We start from the raw sequence: 20,113 nt of genomic DNA, 5'->3' as shown, positions 1-20,113 counted from the left end.
AGCGAGATCCAAGAATTATTTAAAATTCTTCTTTAAATAATTCCTGAGTTCACATTTCTTTACATCTTTAATGCCTTTCGCTACTAGTTCCGCATTGAAAATTGCGCCGGCCTCATTCGTGTGTGTATGGTCTTTCGGGAAATAGGCTTTTACTTTTTCTGCTCCCATTTTTTCATATTTTTCGATGACCATTGTATTTAAATCTAAAAAATAAGCTCCGGTTTGTTGGGCGACTTCTTTTGCCCAAATACCATATTGGTCTTTTTCAATTTTTCCTTTATCGTTAAATTTATTTCTCGGAATTGGCGATACGATGATTGGAACAGCACCTTTAGCTTTGGCTTCATTCGCATATTTTCTCATGTAATGTCCGAAAGTATAAACTGTTTCATCCACTTTTCTGATTGGGTTGTAAATATCTTTAGACTCATCTCCAATGCCCTTAATTGTCCCTCTTGCTCTCAAAGTATCTGCCAGTTCGCCACCATCATTATGACCAAACTGCATCAAAACATAATCGCCTTTTTTAATGGTTTTCATAATCGAATCCCACCGGCCTTCTGTAATAAAAGTTCTGCTGCTTCGTCCGCCTTTTGCGTGATTCTGAATTTCAATTTTATCGGTATCTAAAAACAAATTTAGAAAACTTCCCCATCCCCACAATGAATCAGCACCTTTACCGGAACCGTTTTGTACGGTGGAATCGCCAATGATGTAAAGCACCGGTTTATTTTGAAATTTTTGAAATGATGCTCCAATTAAGATGACTAAGGCTATGATTGGAAGGATATACTTTGTTTTCATAATTTTTATAATATTTTTTGAACACGGAGCGCATTAAGTTTTCATTTAAAGTCTCACTTTTTGTTTCACAAAGCCGCTGTCGCTAGTAAAAGTTTGTACCGAAAATCTTTGATTTTCGAAACTTATGTGCTCTTTTAATAAGTTGAATCACAAACTTAAAATAACTAATGTGTCGAAAATCTTTTGTGACTTTTGACTTCGTCGAATCTTCGATTTGTGGTTAAAATCTCCCCTTTAAATCTATTTTTTCGTGGTTACAACATTCGGTTTAGGCATTTCCTTAATCGATTCATCCAGATAATAATCGGTGTGTGGCGGCTGATTGTAGCCTACATTTTGCCACACGATGCTTAAACGGTATTGCGGATTATGCATTAAAGTATACAATCTGTGTTTCGTTGGAATTGTGGTTGAAAAAATTCTCAATTCCTGATTGTCGGCTGTTCTGTACATCACTTCTTCCCGCCAGTCTCCGAATAAATCTGCCACCAAAGCAGGATTTTTCTTTGTACCGTTATTCGATTCACACTGGAAATTTTTAGCATCAAAAATGAGATTTGTTTTTTCTTTTTTCCAATCCCATTTTGAAATGTTGGTTCCGTCTAAAATTTCGCTTAAGAAATCACCGTCCCAATAAATTCCCATATTCGCAGGTGGATTTTTATTACTTATTTTTTTTCCTTTTGTATCGTAAACACCTTTCAATCCAGCTCCGGCGGCCCAGGATTCCGAGCCTTCATAGCGTGGGTCAATATTTAAAGATAAACCACGTCCAGGCCCCTGAAATTTACTGGATTCACTGTAAACCGTTGATGGCAATTTCCATAGAACTTTTCCTGTTTTCCCATCTCTGAAATGCGCTCCGGCATCATCAAACCTTTCCTGAATATCAAAGATTTCCAATCCAGGATTTGATGGGTCCAAATCTCCAACATGCAACGCATCGCCGTGACCAAAGCCCGTACTGTTCAATACTTTTCCGTCGTCATCAACGGTCATTGCTCCGAAAACAATTTCGTCTTTTCCGTCATTGTCAACATCTGCAATACTCAAATTATGATTTCCCTGTCCGCGGTATTTTTTATTTTCTTCTGAGCTTTCGGTATCAAAAAGCCATCGCAAACTGAGTTTTTTATCTTTATAATCCCAGGCAGCAATCGCAGTTCTGGTGTAGTAACCTCGCGACATTATCACGCTCGGTATTTTTCCGTCCAAATAGGCAACTGCTCCTAAAAATCTATCGATACGGTTTCCTTTTGCATCGCCCCAGGTTTCGGTCATTTGTTCAGCAGTTGGATTTAAACTTCCCGCAAACCTTGGAACTTCATAGTTTACAGTGTGAATCTCAGCTCCTGTTTCACCATTAAAAACCGTCATAAATTCCGGTCCGGAGAGAATCATTCCGTTTTCGTTGACGTAATTTTTTGTTGGGTCGCCGATGTATTTTCCTTTTCCGTCTCTGCTTCCGTCGGCGGTTTTCATTACAATTTCCGCTTTGCCGTCCTGGTCTAAATCATAAACCAAAAACTGGGTGTAATGGGCGCCTTCCCTAATATTTTTTCCCAAATTAATTTCCCACAAAAACGTCCCATTCATTTTATAAGCCTGAATAATTGGCGGGTCGGTTTCTCCTTTTTGGCTGTTGTCTTTTGACCTTCCGGTTTGATGAAGAATGATTTCATACACGCCATCGCCATCCAAATCAGCTACTGATGCGTCATTTGGCGTGTAACCTTGAGGTGTTTTCAGCGGAATTGAAAAATAAGGTTTTTGGTTGGCTGCATAGTTTGCAGAATCGATGTCAACCGATTTATCCTGAGTATTGGATTTGACGAAATAGGTGTAATTTTTTGCTTTGTCGGCGGTTTTATCTAAAAAATTGGTTTCATTTGAAAGTGGTTTTTCGTTCAGTTTTTTTGTTTGATTATTTTCAGTGCGGTACAAATCAAAATGGGTATTTTGAGCTTCTGCGCCAAGCAAACGCCAACTTACAAAAACGCCCGAATCTGAAGGTAAGGCAACGATTCCCCGTTTCAGATATTCCATTTGTCTTTGTGCAGACAGGAGTTCTGAAAAGAGAACTGCGGCTAATATAAATTTGAATTTGACATTCATAATTCTGATTTTGTAGGTTTTGGCTAATGGTTGCCGTTTTCTATAGGTTTCTTTTAATTGATTTCGCCCTTTCAGGGCTGTGTGAAATCTTTCATTAATCTGTCATTGGGCTTCACCCAATGCTATTGATATTGCCCTTTTCAGGGCTAGTTCACATCTGTTGTTCTTATCGTTAGACTACACAAAAGCTATTGATTATGCCATTGCAGGGCTTTTTAAAATTTAAAAGCAATTTAAAACGTTGAATCGCTCGCAGCCCGACTTGAACGGAGCTCTTTTTGTGAGGAGGAACGACGAGCAAAAAAGCGGGAGTGGAAGGCGGATTAAGCTGCCCAAATAAAATTTACGGAACTGCTTCAACCGATTGCACTTTACAAAAATTATTTCTTCGAAGTTTGCTTCAAAAGCCACTTTACCCACTCTTCAGTTCCTTGATAATTTGTGAAATCTGCGGGAAGTTTTTTGCCGTCGATGTACTCGTTGTAGCACCATGGGTCGCCTAATGCGAAAACAGTTCCTTTGCCGAATTTCGCAATAGCTGCAATGTTTTTGCCTTCCGCAGACAGCAATTCTTTCGCCGGACTTTTCACGGAAACCGTCGCCACTTCTTTCATATATAATTTCTGTTCGGAGAAAATTTCATTGCCTGCCGGAACCATCACTTTTCCCTGCTCAAATTCTCTTTTCTGAACGCGGTTGTAACTGTCTTCATTGAAATAAATGCCAAATTCTCCGGCAAGTTTGTTGAAATGTTCAAACTCAGAATTTCCTTTATCGTTGCTCATCAAAACCAAAACGCCACCTTTTTTCACCCATTCTTTCAGGTTTTTGATGCTGGTCGGGTCAATCAGATTGGCTTTTCCACCGTACGCTTCTTTGTCGATATCAGCATCGACGATGATGTAAATATTGGCGTTTTTCAAATCTTTTTTTGAAGGAGCTGTAGTTAAAGTGCCGATTTCTGCGCCTTGTTTCTGGAAGATTTCTCCCAGCAAAGAGAATCCGCCGTTGGAAGTGTCGTTCCACGTGTAATGCCACGATTCCAGAGCTTTGGTTTCTTTATTTTCCTTTTTTTCGTTGTTGAAAAAGTTGTCTAAAACGACTTTCGGTTTCTGCTGGGCATTGGAAAAACTGAAGGTCAGCAAAGTTCCTAAAGCGATTGTTTTTATGATATTTTTAGTCATAATTAATTTTTATTTTGAATAATGAATTGGAATTAATTGAATTTCGCCATCCATACCGGAAGGCTGAACTTTCCAGTTAGATGCATCGAAAGGCTTGTAGTTAATGTTCACAAAGTTGATTTCGTGATAATTTCGCCATTCAATTTTATTTTGGTCCATATAGCGGATTCGGTTGGCCATCAGATTACTGACTTCGATTTGAATTGTATTTTTCCCTTTTTTAAGATATTTTCCGACGTTGATTTCAAACGGGTTGCTCCAGACAATTCCAGCCTCTTTTCCGTTGACAATCACTGTTGCACTTTCGTAGAGTTTATCGAATTTCAGAAGATAATCATCGGCATTTTTCTTTTTTAATTTTAAAGTCGTTGTGTAAACTCCGGTTCCCGAAAAGCTTTGCGTTTGAGCGTCTTCTGTGAAATTCGTCCAAGGTTGAAGCTTCTTCAAAGTTCTTGATTTCGGAAGTTCAGGACCGCCGTCTTTAAAAGTCAGTTGCCAAGGTTGATTTAATACAATCGGTGCGTCTGTTTTTTCAACATATTTCCATTTTGCAACAGAATTATCTGCGGTTTCGGAAGCTTTTATAATTAAAGATTCACCGGATTTCAACTGAATTTTCACTGAATTATTTTGAGTGTCGGCAATTCCAAAGTCTCCATTTTCAGGATTCATCAAAGCGACCTGTTTCCCAACAAAATTCAACGGAATATTCTGATTGATTTCCTTTGAAGTGTTGTTGACGATGTAATAATATTTTCCGCCATCAAATTTTCTTCTCACGAATTTCAGTCCGGTGTCGGTCAGTTTTTCTCTCTCAATTTTTAAATATTCCAAACCTTTTTCAACATCCGAAGTGAGGATAATTTTTCCTTTTCCGAATATTGCCGATTTCACATTTCCATTTTGCTGAAAAGGAATTGATTTCCACAAATTCTGCAGTTCCGTTTTTCTTTTTTCGGCTTCAAAATATCCCGGAATATTTTTCGGCTCGTTCTGAAATATGATGGATGCGCCGTTTTGAGCTAAATTTAAAATATTTTTTAAGGTAGATTCTGGTAAATAATTTAATTGAGGAATGATTAAAACTTTGTACGAACCACCCTCTTTTAAAACCTGAATATTTTGGTTATCAAATTTCGCCTCGCTAATCATTCTGTCGGAAACCATATCCAGAGAATATCCGGATTTGCCCAATTTATCGAGGTTTTTATAAAATTCTGTAGGCTGTAACCACTTTTCAATATTGTGAATTTTAAAGGCAACATCTTTCCCTTTCGGACTCGCCCACTGGTCGTAAACTGGCCAGTAAATCAACAGTTCGTTATCTGATTTTCCGCTCTGCAACACACTTTGCGTGCGTGCAACATAAGAATTGAGTCCACTCAACTGTGGCCACAAACTGTTCTCGGGCACAAAATTGGTCGATGCATAAAACAGCCATCCCGGAAATTTTACGTCCGCCGGCGTGTAGGTTGTTCCGTGGTAAAAAACGTGATTGATTCCTGACAAAAAAACCTGCTCCACTTCCGGTTTTGCCTGTGACCACGAAGTTTTGAAATGCTCTGTCAGCCACGTAAAAGTTTCATTTGAAATCAGTTTTTTGCCCATTACATTGGCTGCCGAAGAAGAAAACTTCAACATATTAATATCGGGAACATCCGATTTTTGAATGTCGGCGCTGTCTCTTTTCAAACCTAAAATATCGAACGGTGTACTTCCGAAAGTTTCAGATTCGGGAATATCGACCGCTGCATATAAATCCAATAAATTCCCAGGCGAACCGTGTGCCTGATTGGTATTTTTGGAGTTTTTGGAATGTGCCCAATTGGTAAAATCTTTGGTAAAACGATTTAAAATCAAGTCACTCAACGTTTCTCTGTAATCCGATTTTATTCTCGCAGCGATTTCGTTTTCCTCATTGCCCACCAAATATTTGATGTACGGACTTAAATCATAACCCCGTCTTTTATGAAATTCCTCTTTAAAATCCGGTGTCCAGTCGGCATTATAAACTTCATAACTGTCGTTGAAAAAAGAACGGATTCCATAATTTGAATTTCCAAAAGCTTTATCGAAAGTTTTCAGATAATCTTTTGTTGCAGTGGGCGAAAAATGGTCTAAAGTAAAGCCTTCGCCGCCTGGAGCCGCACGTTTAACCTTCTGTAAAGTTTTACCAACAAAAACGGCGTAGATTGTCCACTTTCCTGATGTCGGTTTCCAGTTTAAAGTTCCGTCAGCATTGATTTTATCTGTTAAAACAGTTGCCTCATTCTTGTCATTGTAAGCGGTTACAATATCAAGTTTTATTGTCTTTAAATTCTTCTGTTTTTCGTCTTTCAGAACAATTTTTTCTGAGAATTTTTCATTCGGTTGAATCTCATACGTCTGAACAATCATTTTGGTCGCCGCATCATTTTCACTGACTTGCGGTCCGCCAATCGGCCAGCCCGTTCCCACAGACATATCGACGCTCATATTTAAGCTTTTTGCTTTACTGGTCGTGAACTCCAACATTTTCATCCAAGCCGGAGAAAGATAATTGATGTAAGTGTTTTCGAAACCTTTTGCACCGTAAATCGGAACAATTTCAACGCCTCCGAAACCAGCTTTATTTAGGGTTGTCAGTTGTTTGTCCAAACCTTTTTCGTCAACTGCGCTTCCCATCCACCACCAGCGGGTCCACGGTTTTACGGTCTCGGTAACTGTAGGCCACGGATTTTGTGCGGAGAGATTTCCGATGACAAAACAGAGAATACTTATACTGACAATATTTTTAATTTTCATTTTTTACTGTTTAATTAACCACAAATCGAAGATTCGACGAAGTCAAAAGTCACAAAAGATTTTGGACACATGAGTTATTTTAAGTGAGTGATTCGGCTCTTTAGAAGAACACATAAGTTTTGAAAATCAAAGATTTTCTTCTATGGGTGAATCACGATGTCGCCTTTTCAGGGCTTGCTCACATTCTTTTTTATTTTGTCATTGGGCTTCACCCAATGCTATTGAAAGTCGTCCTTTCAGGACTTTCAAATTTCGTCAAAATTATTTCCCCGACCCTAAAGGGAGTAATTTTGAGGAAATTTTCAAAGGAATTTTGCTCCCTTTAGGGTTGGGGTAAACAAAATTCTTTTTGAATCATTCCTACTTTTTAATTTCCATCAGGCTTCAAAGATTCCATAAAAACAGATTCCGGCCAATGGAATTTTTCGATATCATCGGGTTGATTTGGGTTAAAACTTTTATAATTTTTTGAAATGTATTTCTTTAAAGATAAATTTTGGTCGACGATAGATTTTACAACACATTTCGCTAATTCATAAGCGCCATAAGTGTTGAAGTGTGTATCATCAGCCAAAGCTGCCGGTTGATTGGGATAAGCGTTTGCAGGATAATGAACAAATGCTTTCTTTGCTTTTTCCGGTCCCATCGCTTCGAATAAGGTTTTGCTTAAGGCATTTAAATCAATTAAATCAACGTTTTCTTCTTTTGCAATTTCTCTCATCGCTACAGGAAAATCGTCTAAAGTGTTGACTATCTTATTATTTTCATCAAAAACTCTGCGGTTCATTGAGGTAACCAAAACCGGAATTGCACCCAATTCTCTGGCTTTCGAAATCCATTCTTTTAACCGTTTTCTGTAACCGGATTTTGTGCTGTTGCCTGCTTTTTGGTCGTTGTGCCCAAACTGAATGAAAAGATAATCGCCTTTCCTGATTTTGTTCCAGATTTTATCGATTCGGTGGCGGTCTTCGAAGGCTTTCAACGTTTCTCCACTTTCAGCATAATTGGCAATCACGACTTCGTTCGGAACAAAAAAATACGGCAACATCTGTCCCCACGACGCCCAAGGTTCGTACTGTGCATCGACAACGGTTGAATCTCCCGTCAAATAAATAGTTTTTGCGATTTTGTTGGGTTGAATGATTACCGAACAGACTTTAGGAGCTTTATCATTAAATTCAATCGTCAGCAAATTGTCCCAATGTAAATATTTTCTTTCTCTCGGCTTAAGTTTTACAATCCCAATCTGAGCTCCGTTTTGATTTCGGATGATGCTGTCTTTGACGTGAACTGTGATTTGTTTTTCTATAATTTCTCCCTTCTTTGTTTTGATGTCATTCAGCATCAGACGGCGGTTTTCGACGCGTACTGTTGTTTCGGATGTTCCTTTTGAATCACCAAGATTTAATGTAATATCATAATTTCCTTCAGGAATCGCCACCGAGAAATAAAAAGGTTTATCGCTGGTAATAAAATCTCCCGTCAAAGCATTTCCGCCGTTGTCAACAGATTTTAGACCTGAAATATCCATAAATCCGTAACCGATTTTCCTGTCAAATTTTGAAGTCGAATTAATTGGAATGAAACCATTTTCCACCCTGCTTCCACCAAAATCAAATTTGAAAGTGGTTTGCTGTGCAAATATTGTTGCGCAGAAAAGAACGGTTAAAAGTGAAATCCAATTCTTCATCTTAATCTGTTAAAATATTTTCTTTCGGCATTGTAAACTGCTTATTTTCATCACCCAAATCCGGCAGACCAAAATAAAAATATAAAGTTCTTTTAAACGTCCCGTTCAGGTGATTCGGTTCACTTTCTGGGCCTAAAGTCGCAGTATCATTGTTAATATTAAACGCCAAAGCAGTTCCCAAAGGCGGAATCGCATCGAGGAAAGAGATATTTCCTGTCGGCAATTTCGGATAACCTTCCCCACCGTAAATTCCATAAAAATCAAAAAGTCTGACGAACATTTTTTCTTCTTTTGTTCCAATCGTAATTTTTCCCTCTGCTGTATTTAATTGCAACCATGAAACATCATCGAAATATCCTTTAAACTCAGGATAAATCCAAGGTGAAAAACCTGTTCGGGTGGAGTTTTTCAAGTTCTGCCAGACGTTGTAAGTCTGTCCCTGAGTTCGGTTTTTCCAAACGTGATATGGACCTTTACCGAGCCATTTTGCGTTGATGACATAATTTTCAGGATAATCGAAACTTACGCCTGAAAATTGATAATCTCCCGACAAAGAATATTCATAATTTAATTCTAAAATCCCGTTGGGATTCAGTTTCCAAACGGCTTTTTTCCCGTCCTTGTAAGAAATTTGAATAACCTGATTTTGTCCTTCTGTAAAGGATTTTATGGACGATAATTCCATTTTTCCATTCACGAAAATCGGTCCGTTCTGGAAAGTCATTTTTTTGCCTTTTTTATCTAAAATAACTGACTTTAATAATCCATCTTTTTTCCCGAATGAAAATTCTTTTTCGTCTGATTTTAAAATAAATAATGAGTCATTTTCAATCACCGATACCGGAAATTCTTTGATTAAAGATTTAGAAAACTGTTTTGAAATTTCATCATTCGATTTAATTTTCCAAGTCCAGGTATAAATTTCTTTTCCAAAAGAATCGGTCGCAGTCAGCGTTATAGCTTCACTTTCTTTCCAATTAGTTGGAAGATTTAATTTAATATTCCCTTTTTCTGTTGGTTTAATATTCGGAGATTCAGCTTTTCCTTTTTCAATCAAATCAAATCCGGATTCTGATGAAAATGGTGTTTTAAATTTAACCAGTTTCCATTCAAACTGACATTCATCTAAATTCGTAAAATGATATCGGTTTTCAATAGGAATATTTCCATTAAAATCGTTTGGCAAAGATTTCAAATCAATTTTTACCGGACTGTAAATTTCCCGTATTGCGTAAAAATTTCCCTCTTTTTCACGATGTGGACCCACCACTCCATCCGGAGCATTAATTGCATTCACATCAAGTTGATTGTTAAAATCTGTTCGCACCAAACCTTCATCCGCAAACGCCCAGAGAAAACCGCCAGCGCCTTTTTGGGAATTCCAGTGAAGTTCCCAGTAATCGGCCAATGACGTCCCGCCACCGCCGTCATCCTGAGCGTGCAGAAACTCGGTCGGCATATAAATATTTTCGCCTTCGAGAATCTTTTTTGTGCTGTAATAATCTTCGTAATGATTACAGTCGATTCCGTTGAAAGCATTTCCCGGCTTGTGATGCGCGTGGATGACAGGACGATTTGACAGGTCATATTTTGCATATTCTGCATCCAAATCAAAATTATGTCCGCCTTCATTTCCGTTGCTCCAGAAAATAATGGAAGGATGATTGGCATCTCTTGTAACCATTTCTTTCACGAGCTTTTTCCCAACTTCAGTGCTGTATTTTTTTTGCCAGCCAGCGAGTTCATCCAAAACATATAAGCCCAGCGAATCACAAATTTGCAGAAACGATTTATTCGGTGGATAATGAGCACATCGAACGGCATTCATATTCATTTCTTTGATGAGCTGAACGTCCATCAAATCGATGTTTTTGTTGACAGCTCGTCCCGTTTCAGGCCACCAAACGTGACGGTTGATGCCTTTCATTTTGATTTTAGTTCCGTTGACGTAAATGCCGTCGCCTTTTTTGATTTCAATCGTTCGGAAACCGAATATTTCTTCGGTTTGGAAGATTTTTTTTCTGTTTTTATTTAAACTGAATTTCGCTTTGTATAAACTAGGCGTTTCGGCTGTCCAGACTTTTGGATTTTTAACAGAAAACTGAATCTGCTTTAAAGTATCTCCTTTTTGAATGGTAATCTGAGATTCTCCAACCAAATTATTTTTAATATCAAAGATTTCGACCTTTACATTATTGGCAGATTGGATTCCTTTTAAATGAATATCCGAACGGAAAGTTCCATCTGCTTTGGCATCAATAGCTGTCCACGAGATATTTTCTTTAGGATTAGCTTCCAAATAAACCGGTCTGAAAATTCCTCCTAAAACCCAATAATCCGCTAAACGTTCTGCGTTGTTCACCGATTTATCTGCAGACATTTTGGAAACTTTGACTTCGAGAATATTTTCTTTTCCAAAGATTAATTTATCAGAAATATCATATTTAAATTCATAAAAAGCACCCTGATGAATTGCTCCAGCCAACTTGCCGTTGATTTTCACTTCGGTGTCAGTCATAGAACCTTCAAAAACGATGTTGATGCTTTTTCCCTTCCACGAATTCGGAACGGTAAATTTGTGTTTGTAGAGACCTGTTTCGTCGTTAAATTTAAAATTTTTGCCGTAGGTTACGTAATCCCGCCCGTAGTTGTACGAACCAAATCCCTGCTGTTCCCATTGTGAAGGAACCTGAATTTTGTCCCAGTTTCCAGATTTTCGTCCGCCGGTTATCCAAAAATCCCATTCTTTGGTGTGCCCAGAATCTGTCCCGCTCAGGAATTGGATTTCCCTAGATTGAGAATGCAGAAACTGTGAGCAAAAGCATAAAAGAACGAATATTTTGGAATAAAAACTCATTTAGCAGAAATATCGGAATCGTCTTTTTTGTCGTAAGATTGCGTGAGAGAAGCCACCTGCGTCACATTGATATTTTTTTGCTTTAAATTCTGAATGTGATTCAGATTTTGCATTTCAGGTTTTAATGCTTTGATTTTAAAATTTTCGAAAGTGAAATCTTTTAAATCAAATAAATCTGATTTTTCAATGGAGAAAGCCGTTTCACAACTTAAATCAATATTTTTAATGGTGATGTTATTTGCCAATCCTTTTCTTGGTCTTTCTTCACCTTTTAAATCAAAAAACTGGTTCCAGCCTTTTACATAGATGAAGGTTTTTACATTTCCTGAAATATTATCGACCGTTAAATATTCATAGTGTTGAGGCGTGTCAGGACGCATTTTTAAATGTAATAATCTTGAAGCATCTTTCACTTTAGAATTTCTTAAAATCACATTGTAATTATGAATCGATTCACTTCCGCAAGTCAAAACACTGTGGCAAAATCCGAAGCTATTGTCTTCGATAAGGATATTTCTGTTTTCACCATTGTTCGGGTCTGTATCAGCTTTTGGACCTTTTCCACCTTTCAAAGCGATTGCGTCATCATTCACTGACATATAGCAATTTTTAATTAAGAAATTGGTACACGCATCGATATCAACCGCATCTGTACTCGGTGCTTTTACCGGTTCTTTCGGAGCAAGAATCGTCAGATTTAACAATTTAACGAAATCACTTTTGTAATAATGTGTGCTCCAGAAAGGGGAATTTTTAATGGTAATTCCTTCCACCTGAACATTTTTAGAATTTGAAACGTAGATAATTCTTGGTCTCATCTCGTCCATATTGGTGCATTTAGGATTCCACTCGCGTCTTTTCCAGAATGATTTCCAGAAACGAAGTCCGTTTCCGTCTAAAGTTCCTTTTCCTGAAATAGTGAAACCATCCAATCCATCAGCGTTAATCAAAGCCGGAAAATATTTCACGGTTTGTCCTTCCATTCTTGTCGTAACCACTGGAAAGTCGTTGATATCATCGCTGCCTTTCAATTTTGCGCCATTTTCCAGATGCAAATGCGTTCCCTGCTTGAAGAAAACTGAACTGATGAGAAATGTACCTTTTGGAACCACGACAACTCCACCGCCATTTTTCGCTGCCAAATCAATGACTGCCTGAAGCTGTTTTGTCTGAAGAATTGTACTGTCGTTCTTCATACCGTTGGCCGTAAGTATATATTTTTTGCCTAATTTGTTGATGTCTGTGGGTTTGTTATCTTTGAACCATTTGTCAATCTTGGATCCGTCTGGCCATTTGTCCTGACTTTTCATTGCGGATGTAAAAAGGAAGATAAATGCAAAGGAAAAAATATGGATAATTCTATTTTTAAAAATCATAATCGGTTTGATGTAAATTTATATTTTCTGAGCATTAAAGCTAGTAAATAAAAATATACATTTTGAGAGCATGCAGTATCCTGCTCTTTCATGTCAAAGGAAAACGTAAGATTATTTTATAAATGTGTAAAAAATAAAAAACCCCTTAAGAAAAGGGGTTTTTGTAGCGAAGACGGGAATTGAACCCGTGACCTCAGGGTTATGAATCCTGCGCTCTAACCAACTGAGCTACCTCGCCGTTTTGGTGGTGCAAATATAGAAAATATTTACAAACCTCCAAAATTATTTTAGCTTTAAATATTCCAAAACATCACCTACGTGATCTGGCTTACTGATAATCTTGTTATTAGCATCCAAAATAAAATAGGTAGGTGTTGCATGAATATTATATTTCTCACCATAACTGCTGTTCCAGCCTTTCAATTCTGAATCGTTGATCCAAGGGAATGCTGCTATCTTTTTTGTATAAGCATCTTTATCTGTATCTAAAGAAAGGCCGATAATTTCGATGTTTTTAGACTTCATTTCCTGATATTTTGGCAGTAACTGAGGAAGTTCGCTTTCACAGTGTGAGCAAGTGGAAGACCAAAAAACAATAATCTTTTTGTCTGCTTTTACATCTGCCAGGGTTTTTGCTTTTGTATTGGTAACAGAATAAAAATTATATCCTGGAAATGTAGCTCCGATTTCAACATTTGCATTGGTTTTTAATGTTGCTGCCAAACGGTCTGTGATGGTACACTTCAAATTTTTTGCCTGCGTGAGGTATTTAGTTTTAAATTCCTTCATGTCGTAAGCATCAAAAATATCGATCAACTCAGATAGAACGGTTTGTCCTCTTGGCGTTTCTACTTTTAATGTTTCAAGAAGTTTATCTACTGAAGCAGTTACGTTATTATTACCTCCCACATTTAGATAAGAAACCAAAACCGGTCTTAATAAAGAAGATGTTTCAAGCATATCAGTCGACTTATCAATGAAATTGATAATATCTTCCTGCTTAATGTTTTTAGAGTTTTCTGCAACTAAAAACTTATTGTAATTGGTATTGTAATAGCTGATGAAAGGATGTGTGGAAAAATCAGAAGCTGATTTATTGGAAAGTTTTGCAATCTCAGAATCCAAGGCTTTTCCGAAATCACTTGCTCCTTTATAATACTCTTTGATCTGAATCAATGCAGGTAAAATCATCTCCTTTTTCTGCGAGCCCTCCTGAATGGAATTCATCAGAGAGTTGGCTTCATCAAGATAATTTATGTTTTTTACTTTATCGCCCTCAGTTTCGAGCGTGATTTCTACATTTTTATTTTCTGAAATAAAATTAAAACTGTTGTTTGTATTCGGCAGAAAGACTTTCATCATTCCCACATAATTCTTAGGATATTTAAAAGTCCAGACATTTTTTTTAGCTGTTTCTTTGGTAAAAACAATATCTTTCGAACCGTTTAAAGTATATAGAATTGCCTCCTGTTCCCTGAAGTTTGCAGGTGCTTTGATAGTGACTACGAACTGAGCGTTTATACTAAAAGCAGTAAAGAAAACTGCTGTTGCGAAAATCTTTTTCATACTGTAAAAATAAAAAAACTCTCTGATAAATCAGAGAGTTAAATATATTTTAATATAATTTTTATATTTTTTGAGACTTGTATTTCTTTGCAAAAAATACAACCAACATTATTGCAAAAACAGCAAGTGCGTAAACGTACATATCGACAGGGATAGACTGCACACCTGGAGTTGTTCCTCCACCTCCTCCATCAGGTGGCGGCCCGCTTCCTCCTGGCTGAGCTGTAACTTTTATTAATGCAGAGAGCGTTATTACTAAAGCTAAAAATTTATTTTGGATTTTCATACTGTTTATTTTAAGATCTTAGTTGCTACTTTTTCACCGTTATCAGAAAGAATGTTTACAATGTAACCGTTTTTCAAATTGTCATCTAAATCGATAACAAAATCACGATCGGTTTTCACATCCTTTTTAGATAGAACAAGCTTACCGCTCATGTCATAAACTGTAATATCTGCCTTTTTCCAGTTAGGATCAAATCTAACAACATAGTCATTAATATCTGGTACGAAAATTACCATTGTTCTTGAAGGTGTTTTAGTCTCAGCAGTTCCCAGAACAAGATTATTTGGCGCTCCATAATATAGATCAAACTCAGCATGAGAAGCTGGAACTACATTCCCTTGTTTGGCTTGCTGAACCGTTCCGTTTGATGGCTTAAAATAGAAACCAGTTCCAGAAGATAACGCATGTGCATCATCCGCAATCAAGACTCCATCTTCTTTTATTTCAAATTTATAGGAAGTAACATTAGCATTATATTTCACTAACTTAATATTTTTTCCTAAGAAGTTACTTTCGTTAGCTTCATTTATATATAACCAGTATGAATTTGTAAAATTATAATCATACCCTCCTGCAGGATCTTCTTCATACGTACCAATTGGATATTCAGAAAATGCATTTACCTGCATTTTAGCATTTTGCGAGTTTCCAGTCGATGCATTAGGTGATACAACATAGTAAGTACGACCAATTTCTGCACCAGCTGAATTTAATGCAATTACTGTAAGCTGCTTGGTTGTACCCACATTCATATTCTTAGCAGCGGTTACACTGTAGCTATCACCTGTTCTCGGCAGATAATTAAATCTCCGAAGCGTCTGAAAATTCAAAGTATTGGATGTAGGAGAAGTAAATTTGAGAACGAAAGTACCCATTGGTCTTACATTCAAGAATTCAGAGTCCCCAACGATAAGTTTTCCTGTCGTTGTATCTCTTGAAACATATTTATAACTGGTAGATCCCCCGCCATTGGCTGAATATGAGACACCTGCAACCTCAAGTCTGACACCTTGAAAATTTGCCCCTAGTTGATTTCCGTCTCCATCGGGATCAGCACCATTTGTTGCAGCAATTCCTGAAAGATCTAAGTTTGTAAGAAATGGATTACTGTACTGATAAATATTTTTCCCATAATTACCCTGCCACACTGTCCCTCCCGTAGAGGTATGGAAACCATCCTGCAAGTAAGAATAATATTTTTCGTTATACTGATTATAGTTTCCACCAGCAGCTCCAAACGTAACGTTAGCACCTGCATCAGCAAGCGTCATAGCGGGCATTTCTGCAGCTAAATCGGACACTGGTCTCCCTTTAAATGTTTTTACAGTATTAAAGTTTATTACAGTTGCATCTGGTTTATTACCTAAAATCATATAAGACCTCGGATTTGCAACCGCAGAAAAGTTTGTTACGTGATCAAATACTACATTTGGATTATTCCAATTATGAATATCATTCTGTGACCCTCTATTAGCTGTAAAAGTTTTACCTAATTCAGTACTCAAAGTAGAGTAAGCCTTGTTGAAAAATGGCATTCCAATCTGTTGATAAGCACCATGATTAACATTTGTATGCTCTTGATCTACGTATCCCTGAATATCACCTTGTGCTAATCCTCGAATGTATAACTGACCATAAGTATAAACCTGAGATTCATCTATTGCCGGCGTGCTGGCAACATCTGGTTTGTTTCTTAGACCATAATTACCCGGTTCGTTTAGCTTATTGATAAAGTTGGGAGTTGCAGCTGTTGCGTAAATTCCAGTCGTTGCATTTGCATCCGGAGTTTTATTAGCCCCGGCAGTTGTAACAGTGGTGAAGGTATCACCAGATGTACCAACAATCATTACATTACCGTGGTTTTCTACAAGACCGTTACCTACAAGCCTTACACTTCCGCCATTATAAACTAAAGTGTTTTTGCTAATGTACATCTTAGCGGTGTTTCCTACGTTAAGGACTGTACTCTGCGCCTGAACAGAATAAGCTATAGCCAATAGTCCTACAGTTAATAAATTTTTTTTCATTGTATAATAGATTATGTGTTAATACAATATTCAATTGCAAAGATAGAATAATTTTGCTTTAAAAAAAATAATATCAAGTGTATAAAGGAAATTTTATATTATGTTAATATGATCTCGTCCTGTTCACCTACACTGAACATATAATCCTCTAAAACCTTTTCTGTAGTTCCGCGGAGACCTCTCGCGCCAAGACCTTTCTCCATGGTGTCATCTACAATTTTCTCAATTGCCGCATCAGTGAATTCAAGTTTCGTACCATCCATTTTGAAGAGCTCAATAAATTGATTTACAATAGAATTTTTCGGTTCTTTCATAATCTGAATCATCGTCTCCTTTGTCAGTTTTTCCAAATAAGTGATAATTGGAAACCTACCCAAAAGCTCGGGAATCAGACCAAAAGTACGAAGATCAATAGCGTTGATGCTTCTCAAAATATATTCATCTTCATCTACTTTATTGATTTTTTCCGCACTGAAACCAATCGCCTGCTTATTCATTCTTCTCTCAATAATTTCTTTGATGCCGTCAAAAGCACCACCTGCTATGAAAAGAATATTTTGCGTATTGACCTGAATGTATTTCTGGTCAGGATGCTTTCTTCCCCCTTGTGGCGGTACATTCACAATACTTCCTTCTAAAAGCTTAAGCAATCCCTGCTGCACTCCCTCTCCTGAAACATCTCTTGTAATACTCGGATTATCTGATTTTCTTGCAATTTTGTCGATTTCATCGATAAAAACAATTCCTTTTTCTGCTTTTTCAACATCGTAATCAGCTACCATCAGCAATCTGGAAAGAATACTTTCAACATCTTCGCCTACATAACCAGCTTCAGTTAAAATTGTTGCATCAACGATACAGAAAGGTACATTCAGTTCTTTGGCAATTGTTTTAGCCAAAAGCGTTTTGCCCGTTCCTGTTTCGCCAATCATGATGATGTTTGACTTTTCAAGTTCTACCTCACGGTTTTCTGTCTGTGCGTGAAGCAACCTTTTATAATGATTGTAAACAGCTATCGCAAGCTGCTTTTTCGCCTGATCCTGACCAATTACATATTGATTGAGAAATTCTTTGATCTCTTTAGGCTTTTTTAAATCTTCCATACGTTCTGCGGGAGACAATGCAGAGTCTGTAGACGCAGTCTCCTTTACGATAGAATGCGCCTGCTCGATGCAGCTTTCGCAAATAAAACCATTCTGCCCGGAAACCAGCATCTGTACTTCATTTCTTTTTCTTCCACAGAAAGAACATTGGTTTGGATTCATTTTTATAAGATATATTATGAAAGAAAATCGTAAAAAATTACTTTTTTACGACTTCTCTGTATTAGTTAAGAATTAATAATTGAATTTTGAATTTCGGTATATTCTTCAGATGACAGCTTGAGTCTTTCATTTTTGAAGTTCATATCTTCTACTTTGTTTAAAGGAATCAGATGAATGTGAGCATGAGGAACTTCAAGCCCTACAACTGCTACACCAACACGCATACAGGGAATTGCATTTTTTACCTTTTTGGCAACTTTCTGAGCAAAAGCCCAGAGGTTTTTATATTCTTCGCTTTCAAGATCAAAAATCAGATCAACTTCTTTTTTAGGAATTACCAAAGTATGACCTTTCACCAAAGGCATAGCATCCAGAAATGCGATGAAATTTTCATCTTCAGCTATTTTGTATGCAGGAATTTCTCCGTTGATGATTTTTGTAAATATTGAACTCATTTTTCTGAGATTTAAAAATGATAATTAAAGAGTGATATCCAAAACTTCAAAAGAAAGTTTATTTCCGTTCGGCAGTACGATTTCTGCCGTTTCACCGATTACTTTTCCTAATAAACCTTTAGCAATAGGAGTATTTACAGAAATCTTACCTGATTTCAAATCACTTTCGTTATCAGGAACCAACTTGAAAACCTGCTCTTTTTTTGTATCGTTATTTAAAAGTTTAACTGTAGTAAGAATCGATACTTTAGAGGTATCCAATTGAGTTTCGTCGATTACTTTTGAGGTTGTCACAATATCTTTCAGCTTTGAAATTCTCATTTCGAGCATTCCCTGCGCTTCTTTTGCTGCATCATATTCTGCGTTTTCAGACAAATCTCCTTTATCTCTTGCTTCTGCAATCTGCTGAGTGATTTTCGGTCTTTCAATTTTTTCCAATTGCTCAAGCTCGGCTTTCATTTTATCCAATCCTTCCTTTGTTACATAGCTTGCCATAATTTTAAAATTTTGTTTTAGTATAAAAAAATAATCCGACATTTGTCGGACAATGTTTTTGCGTGTTAATCGTTATTGTTTTACAAATATATAAAAATTTCAATTCAAATGAAAAAAACTTTTTCGCTCATCATATTTTCAATAATTCTGATTTTCAGTAATTTAAGTTTAAATTCATGCGGAAGCAACAACGATACAGTAAGCTGTTTTCCTAATGCCCCAGTGAATGTTTCTTTGAATCTCAATCTTCCTGCTTATTTTAAACTTACCCAACCGCAAGGATGGATTTATGTGGATGAACAACAGTCTGGAACCCGCGGTTTAATCATCGTCCGTGGATCCGGAAATACCTTTAAAGTTTACGACAGGAATGCTCCACATCTTTGCCCGGACGTAAATACTACATTGGAAGTGAAAGACAACATCAGCATCATCTGCCCGAAAGACAATGCAACATGGATTTTACTTACTGGAAATCCGACTTCTGTTACCTCACTTCCACCTAAAACATATCTGTACAATTACGATCCTTCAACCAACGTTTTAAATGTTTATTTTTAGATGAAAACGGTTATTCAAAGAGTTTCTGAGGCAAGCGTTAAAGTTGACGGTAAAATTGTAAGTGAAATAAAAAAAGGCTTTATGCTCCTGCTTGGCATCGATGAAAATGATGAGAAATCAGATGCAGACTGGCTCGTTCAAAAGATATTGAATTTTCGGGTATTTGGTGATGAAAACGATAAACTTAATCTCTGCATTCAGGATATTTCAGGTGAAATACTTTGCATAAGCCAGTTCACCCTGATTGCCGATTACAAAAAAGGCAACCGACCCTCTTTTATTAAGGCGGCAAAACCAGAAAAAGCAATTCTTTTATTTGAGTATTTCAAATCCGAGATTTCAAAATCAGGTTTAAAAACAGCCAGCGGAATCTTCGGTGCAGACATGAAAATCTCTCTGATTAATGACGGACCCGTAACGATCGTAATGGATTCCCGTACAAAAAATTAATTTTCTATTATTTTTGGAGATTTTAAAACTGCTCAAATTACTCCTAAACCCGTGAAAGCAGTACAGTTTCCATAAGAAACCTTTTTTGGTTACAAAAACATACTATGCAGATTAGACAGTAATAATTCATTATTGTACCACAAATCGCAACATAATTGCATAAAGTTTGCATTTATAGTTCTAAATTTTCGTAATTTA

At 37.0% G+C, this 20,113-nt stretch carries 15 protein-coding genes and 1 tRNA gene; 2 read left to right on the top strand and 14 right to left on the bottom strand.

From position 1 onward, the window contains the following. Window positions 1-15 precede the first annotated feature (15 nt). The 14 genes from NG809_RS12335 to greA form a co-directional block, all read right to left on the bottom strand. On the bottom strand, window positions 16-804 hold the full coding sequence (locus NG809_RS12335) for a rhamnogalacturonan acetylesterase (RefSeq protein WP_262151051.1): 789 nt from the start codon (window positions 802-804) through the stop codon (window positions 16-18). A 240-nt stretch (window positions 805-1,044) separates the two neighbouring features. Beyond that, the gene (locus NG809_RS12330; RefSeq protein WP_262151050.1) at window positions 1,045-2,919 is read right to left on the bottom strand and encodes a rhamnogalacturonan lyase; all 1,875 of its coding nucleotides are present in this window, start codon (window positions 2,917-2,919) and stop codon (window positions 1,045-1,047) included. A 380-nt stretch (window positions 2,920-3,299) separates the two neighbouring features. Beyond that, window positions 3,300-4,103 (bottom strand): lacto-N-biose phosphorylase central domain-containing protein, encoded by an 804-nt coding sequence (locus tag NG809_RS12325; RefSeq protein WP_262151049.1) that lies wholly within the window; start codon window positions 4,101-4,103, stop codon window positions 3,300-3,302. A 9-nt stretch (window positions 4,104-4,112) separates the two neighbouring features. Then, window positions 4,113-6,887 (bottom strand): glycosyl hydrolase, encoded by a 2,775-nt coding sequence (locus NG809_RS12320; RefSeq protein WP_262151047.1) that lies wholly within the window; start codon window positions 6,885-6,887, stop codon window positions 4,113-4,115. Window positions 6,888-7,254: 367 nt separating this feature from the next. After that, window positions 7,255-8,577, bottom strand: a complete 1,323-nt coding sequence (locus NG809_RS12315) for a rhamnogalacturonan acetylesterase (RefSeq protein WP_262151046.1) — start codon at window positions 8,575-8,577, stop codon at window positions 7,255-7,257. A 1-nt stretch (window position 8,578) separates the two neighbouring features. Beyond that, entirely contained in the window at window positions 8,579-11,434 is a 2,856-nt protein-coding gene (locus tag NG809_RS12310) for a glycoside hydrolase family 2 protein (protein WP_262151044.1), read from the bottom strand. Further along, entirely contained in the window at window positions 11,431-12,810 is a 1,380-nt protein-coding gene (locus NG809_RS12305; protein ID WP_262151043.1) for a rhamnogalacturonidase, read from the bottom strand. The genes NG809_RS12310 and NG809_RS12305 overlap by 4 nt, the downstream gene beginning before the upstream one ends. 164 nt (window positions 12,811-12,974) lie before the next feature. Then, window positions 12,975-13,048 (bottom strand) — tRNA-Met (locus tag NG809_RS12300). Window positions 13,049-13,092: 44 nt separating this feature from the next. Continuing rightward, entirely contained in the window at window positions 13,093-14,376 is a 1,284-nt protein-coding gene (locus tag NG809_RS12295; RefSeq protein WP_262151040.1) for a TlpA family protein disulfide reductase, read from the bottom strand. Between the two features lie 61 nt (window positions 14,377-14,437). Further along, entirely contained in the window at window positions 14,438-14,662 is a 225-nt protein-coding gene (locus tag NG809_RS12290; protein ID WP_262151039.1) for a signal peptidase, read from the bottom strand. 5 nt (window positions 14,663-14,667) lie between these two features. Continuing rightward, window positions 14,668-16,689, bottom strand: coding sequence for a T9SS type A sorting domain-containing protein (locus NG809_RS12285; protein ID WP_262151037.1), 2,022 nt, complete (start codon window positions 16,687-16,689; stop codon window positions 14,668-14,670). Between the two features lie 98 nt (window positions 16,690-16,787). Next, entirely contained in the window at window positions 16,788-17,954 is a 1,167-nt protein-coding gene (gene clpX, locus NG809_RS12280) for an ATP-dependent Clp protease ATP-binding subunit ClpX (RefSeq protein ID WP_262151035.1), read from the bottom strand. Between the two features lie 65 nt (window positions 17,955-18,019). Further along, window positions 18,020-18,409: an HIT family protein gene (locus tag NG809_RS12275; RefSeq protein ID WP_262151033.1), complete on the bottom strand. Its 390-nt coding sequence runs from the start codon at window positions 18,407-18,409 to the stop codon at window positions 18,020-18,022. 24 nt (window positions 18,410-18,433) lie between these two features. After that, window positions 18,434-18,904: a transcription elongation factor GreA gene (gene greA / locus NG809_RS12270; protein WP_262151032.1), complete on the bottom strand. Its 471-nt coding sequence runs from the start codon at window positions 18,902-18,904 to the stop codon at window positions 18,434-18,436. 108 nt (window positions 18,905-19,012) lie between these two features. Between greA and NG809_RS12265 the strand changes: the two genes are divergently transcribed. Both NG809_RS12265 and dtd read left to right on the top strand, forming a co-directional pair. Continuing rightward, window positions 19,013-19,465 (top strand): hypothetical protein, encoded by a 453-nt coding sequence (locus NG809_RS12265; RefSeq protein ID WP_262151031.1) that lies wholly within the window; start codon window positions 19,013-19,015, stop codon window positions 19,463-19,465. Further along, a complete protein-coding gene (dtd, locus tag NG809_RS12260; RefSeq protein ID WP_262151029.1) occupies window positions 19,466-19,915 on the top strand; it encodes a D-aminoacyl-tRNA deacylase in 450 nt (149 codons plus the stop codon). Window positions 19,916-20,113 lie beyond the last annotated feature (198 nt).

This window comes from Chryseobacterium foetidum (genome assembly GCF_025457425.1).
GTDB lineage: Bacteria > Bacteroidota > Bacteroidia > Flavobacteriales > Weeksellaceae > Chryseobacterium > Chryseobacterium foetidum.
This window is presented reverse-complemented; position numbering and strand designations above follow the sequence as displayed.

Excerpts from the sequence above, each read along its gene's own strand:
- dtd (WP_262151029.1), top strand. The coding sequence starts at position 19,466 with ATGAAAACGGTTATTCAAAGAGTTTCTGAGGCAAGCGTTAAAGTTGAC.
- clpX (WP_262151035.1), bottom strand. The coding sequence starts at position 17,954 with ATGAATCCAAACCAATGTTCTTTCTGTGGAAGAAAAAGAAATGAAGTA.
- NG809_RS12310 (WP_262151044.1), bottom strand. The coding sequence starts at position 11,434 with ATGAGTTTTTATTCCAAAATATTCGTTCTTTTATGCTTTTGCTCACAG.
- NG809_RS12275 (WP_262151033.1), bottom strand. The coding sequence starts at position 18,409 with ATGAGTTCAATATTTACAAAAATCATCAACGGAGAAATTCCTGCATAC.
- NG809_RS12285 (WP_262151037.1), bottom strand. The coding sequence starts at position 16,689 with ATGAAAAAAAATTTATTAACTGTAGGACTATTGGCTATAGCTTATTCT.
- NG809_RS12325 (WP_262151049.1), bottom strand. The coding sequence starts at position 4,103 with ATGACTAAAAATATCATAAAAACAATCGCTTTAGGAACTTTGCTGACC.
- NG809_RS12265 (WP_262151031.1), top strand. The coding sequence starts at position 19,013 with ATGAAAAAAACTTTTTCGCTCATCATATTTTCAATAATTCTGATTTTC.
- greA (WP_262151032.1), bottom strand. The coding sequence starts at position 18,904 with ATGGCAAGCTATGTAACAAAGGAAGGATTGGATAAAATGAAAGCCGAG.
- NG809_RS12290 (WP_262151039.1), bottom strand. The coding sequence starts at position 14,662 with ATGAAAATCCAAAATAAATTTTTAGCTTTAGTAATAACGCTCTCTGCA.
- NG809_RS12305 (WP_262151043.1), bottom strand. The coding sequence starts at position 12,810 with ATGATTTTTAAAAATAGAATTATCCATATTTTTTCCTTTGCATTTATC.
- NG809_RS12295 (WP_262151040.1), bottom strand. The coding sequence starts at position 14,376 with ATGAAAAAGATTTTCGCAACAGCAGTTTTCTTTACTGCTTTTAGTATA.
- NG809_RS12335 (WP_262151051.1), bottom strand. The coding sequence starts at position 804 with ATGAAAACAAAGTATATCCTTCCAATCATAGCCTTAGTCATCTTAATT.
- NG809_RS12315 (WP_262151046.1), bottom strand. The coding sequence starts at position 8,577 with ATGAAGAATTGGATTTCACTTTTAACCGTTCTTTTCTGCGCAACAATA.
- NG809_RS12320 (WP_262151047.1), bottom strand. The coding sequence starts at position 6,887 with ATGAAAATTAAAAATATTGTCAGTATAAGTATTCTCTGTTTTGTCATC.
- NG809_RS12330 (WP_262151050.1), bottom strand. The coding sequence starts at position 2,919 with ATGAATGTCAAATTCAAATTTATATTAGCCGCAGTTCTCTTTTCAGAA.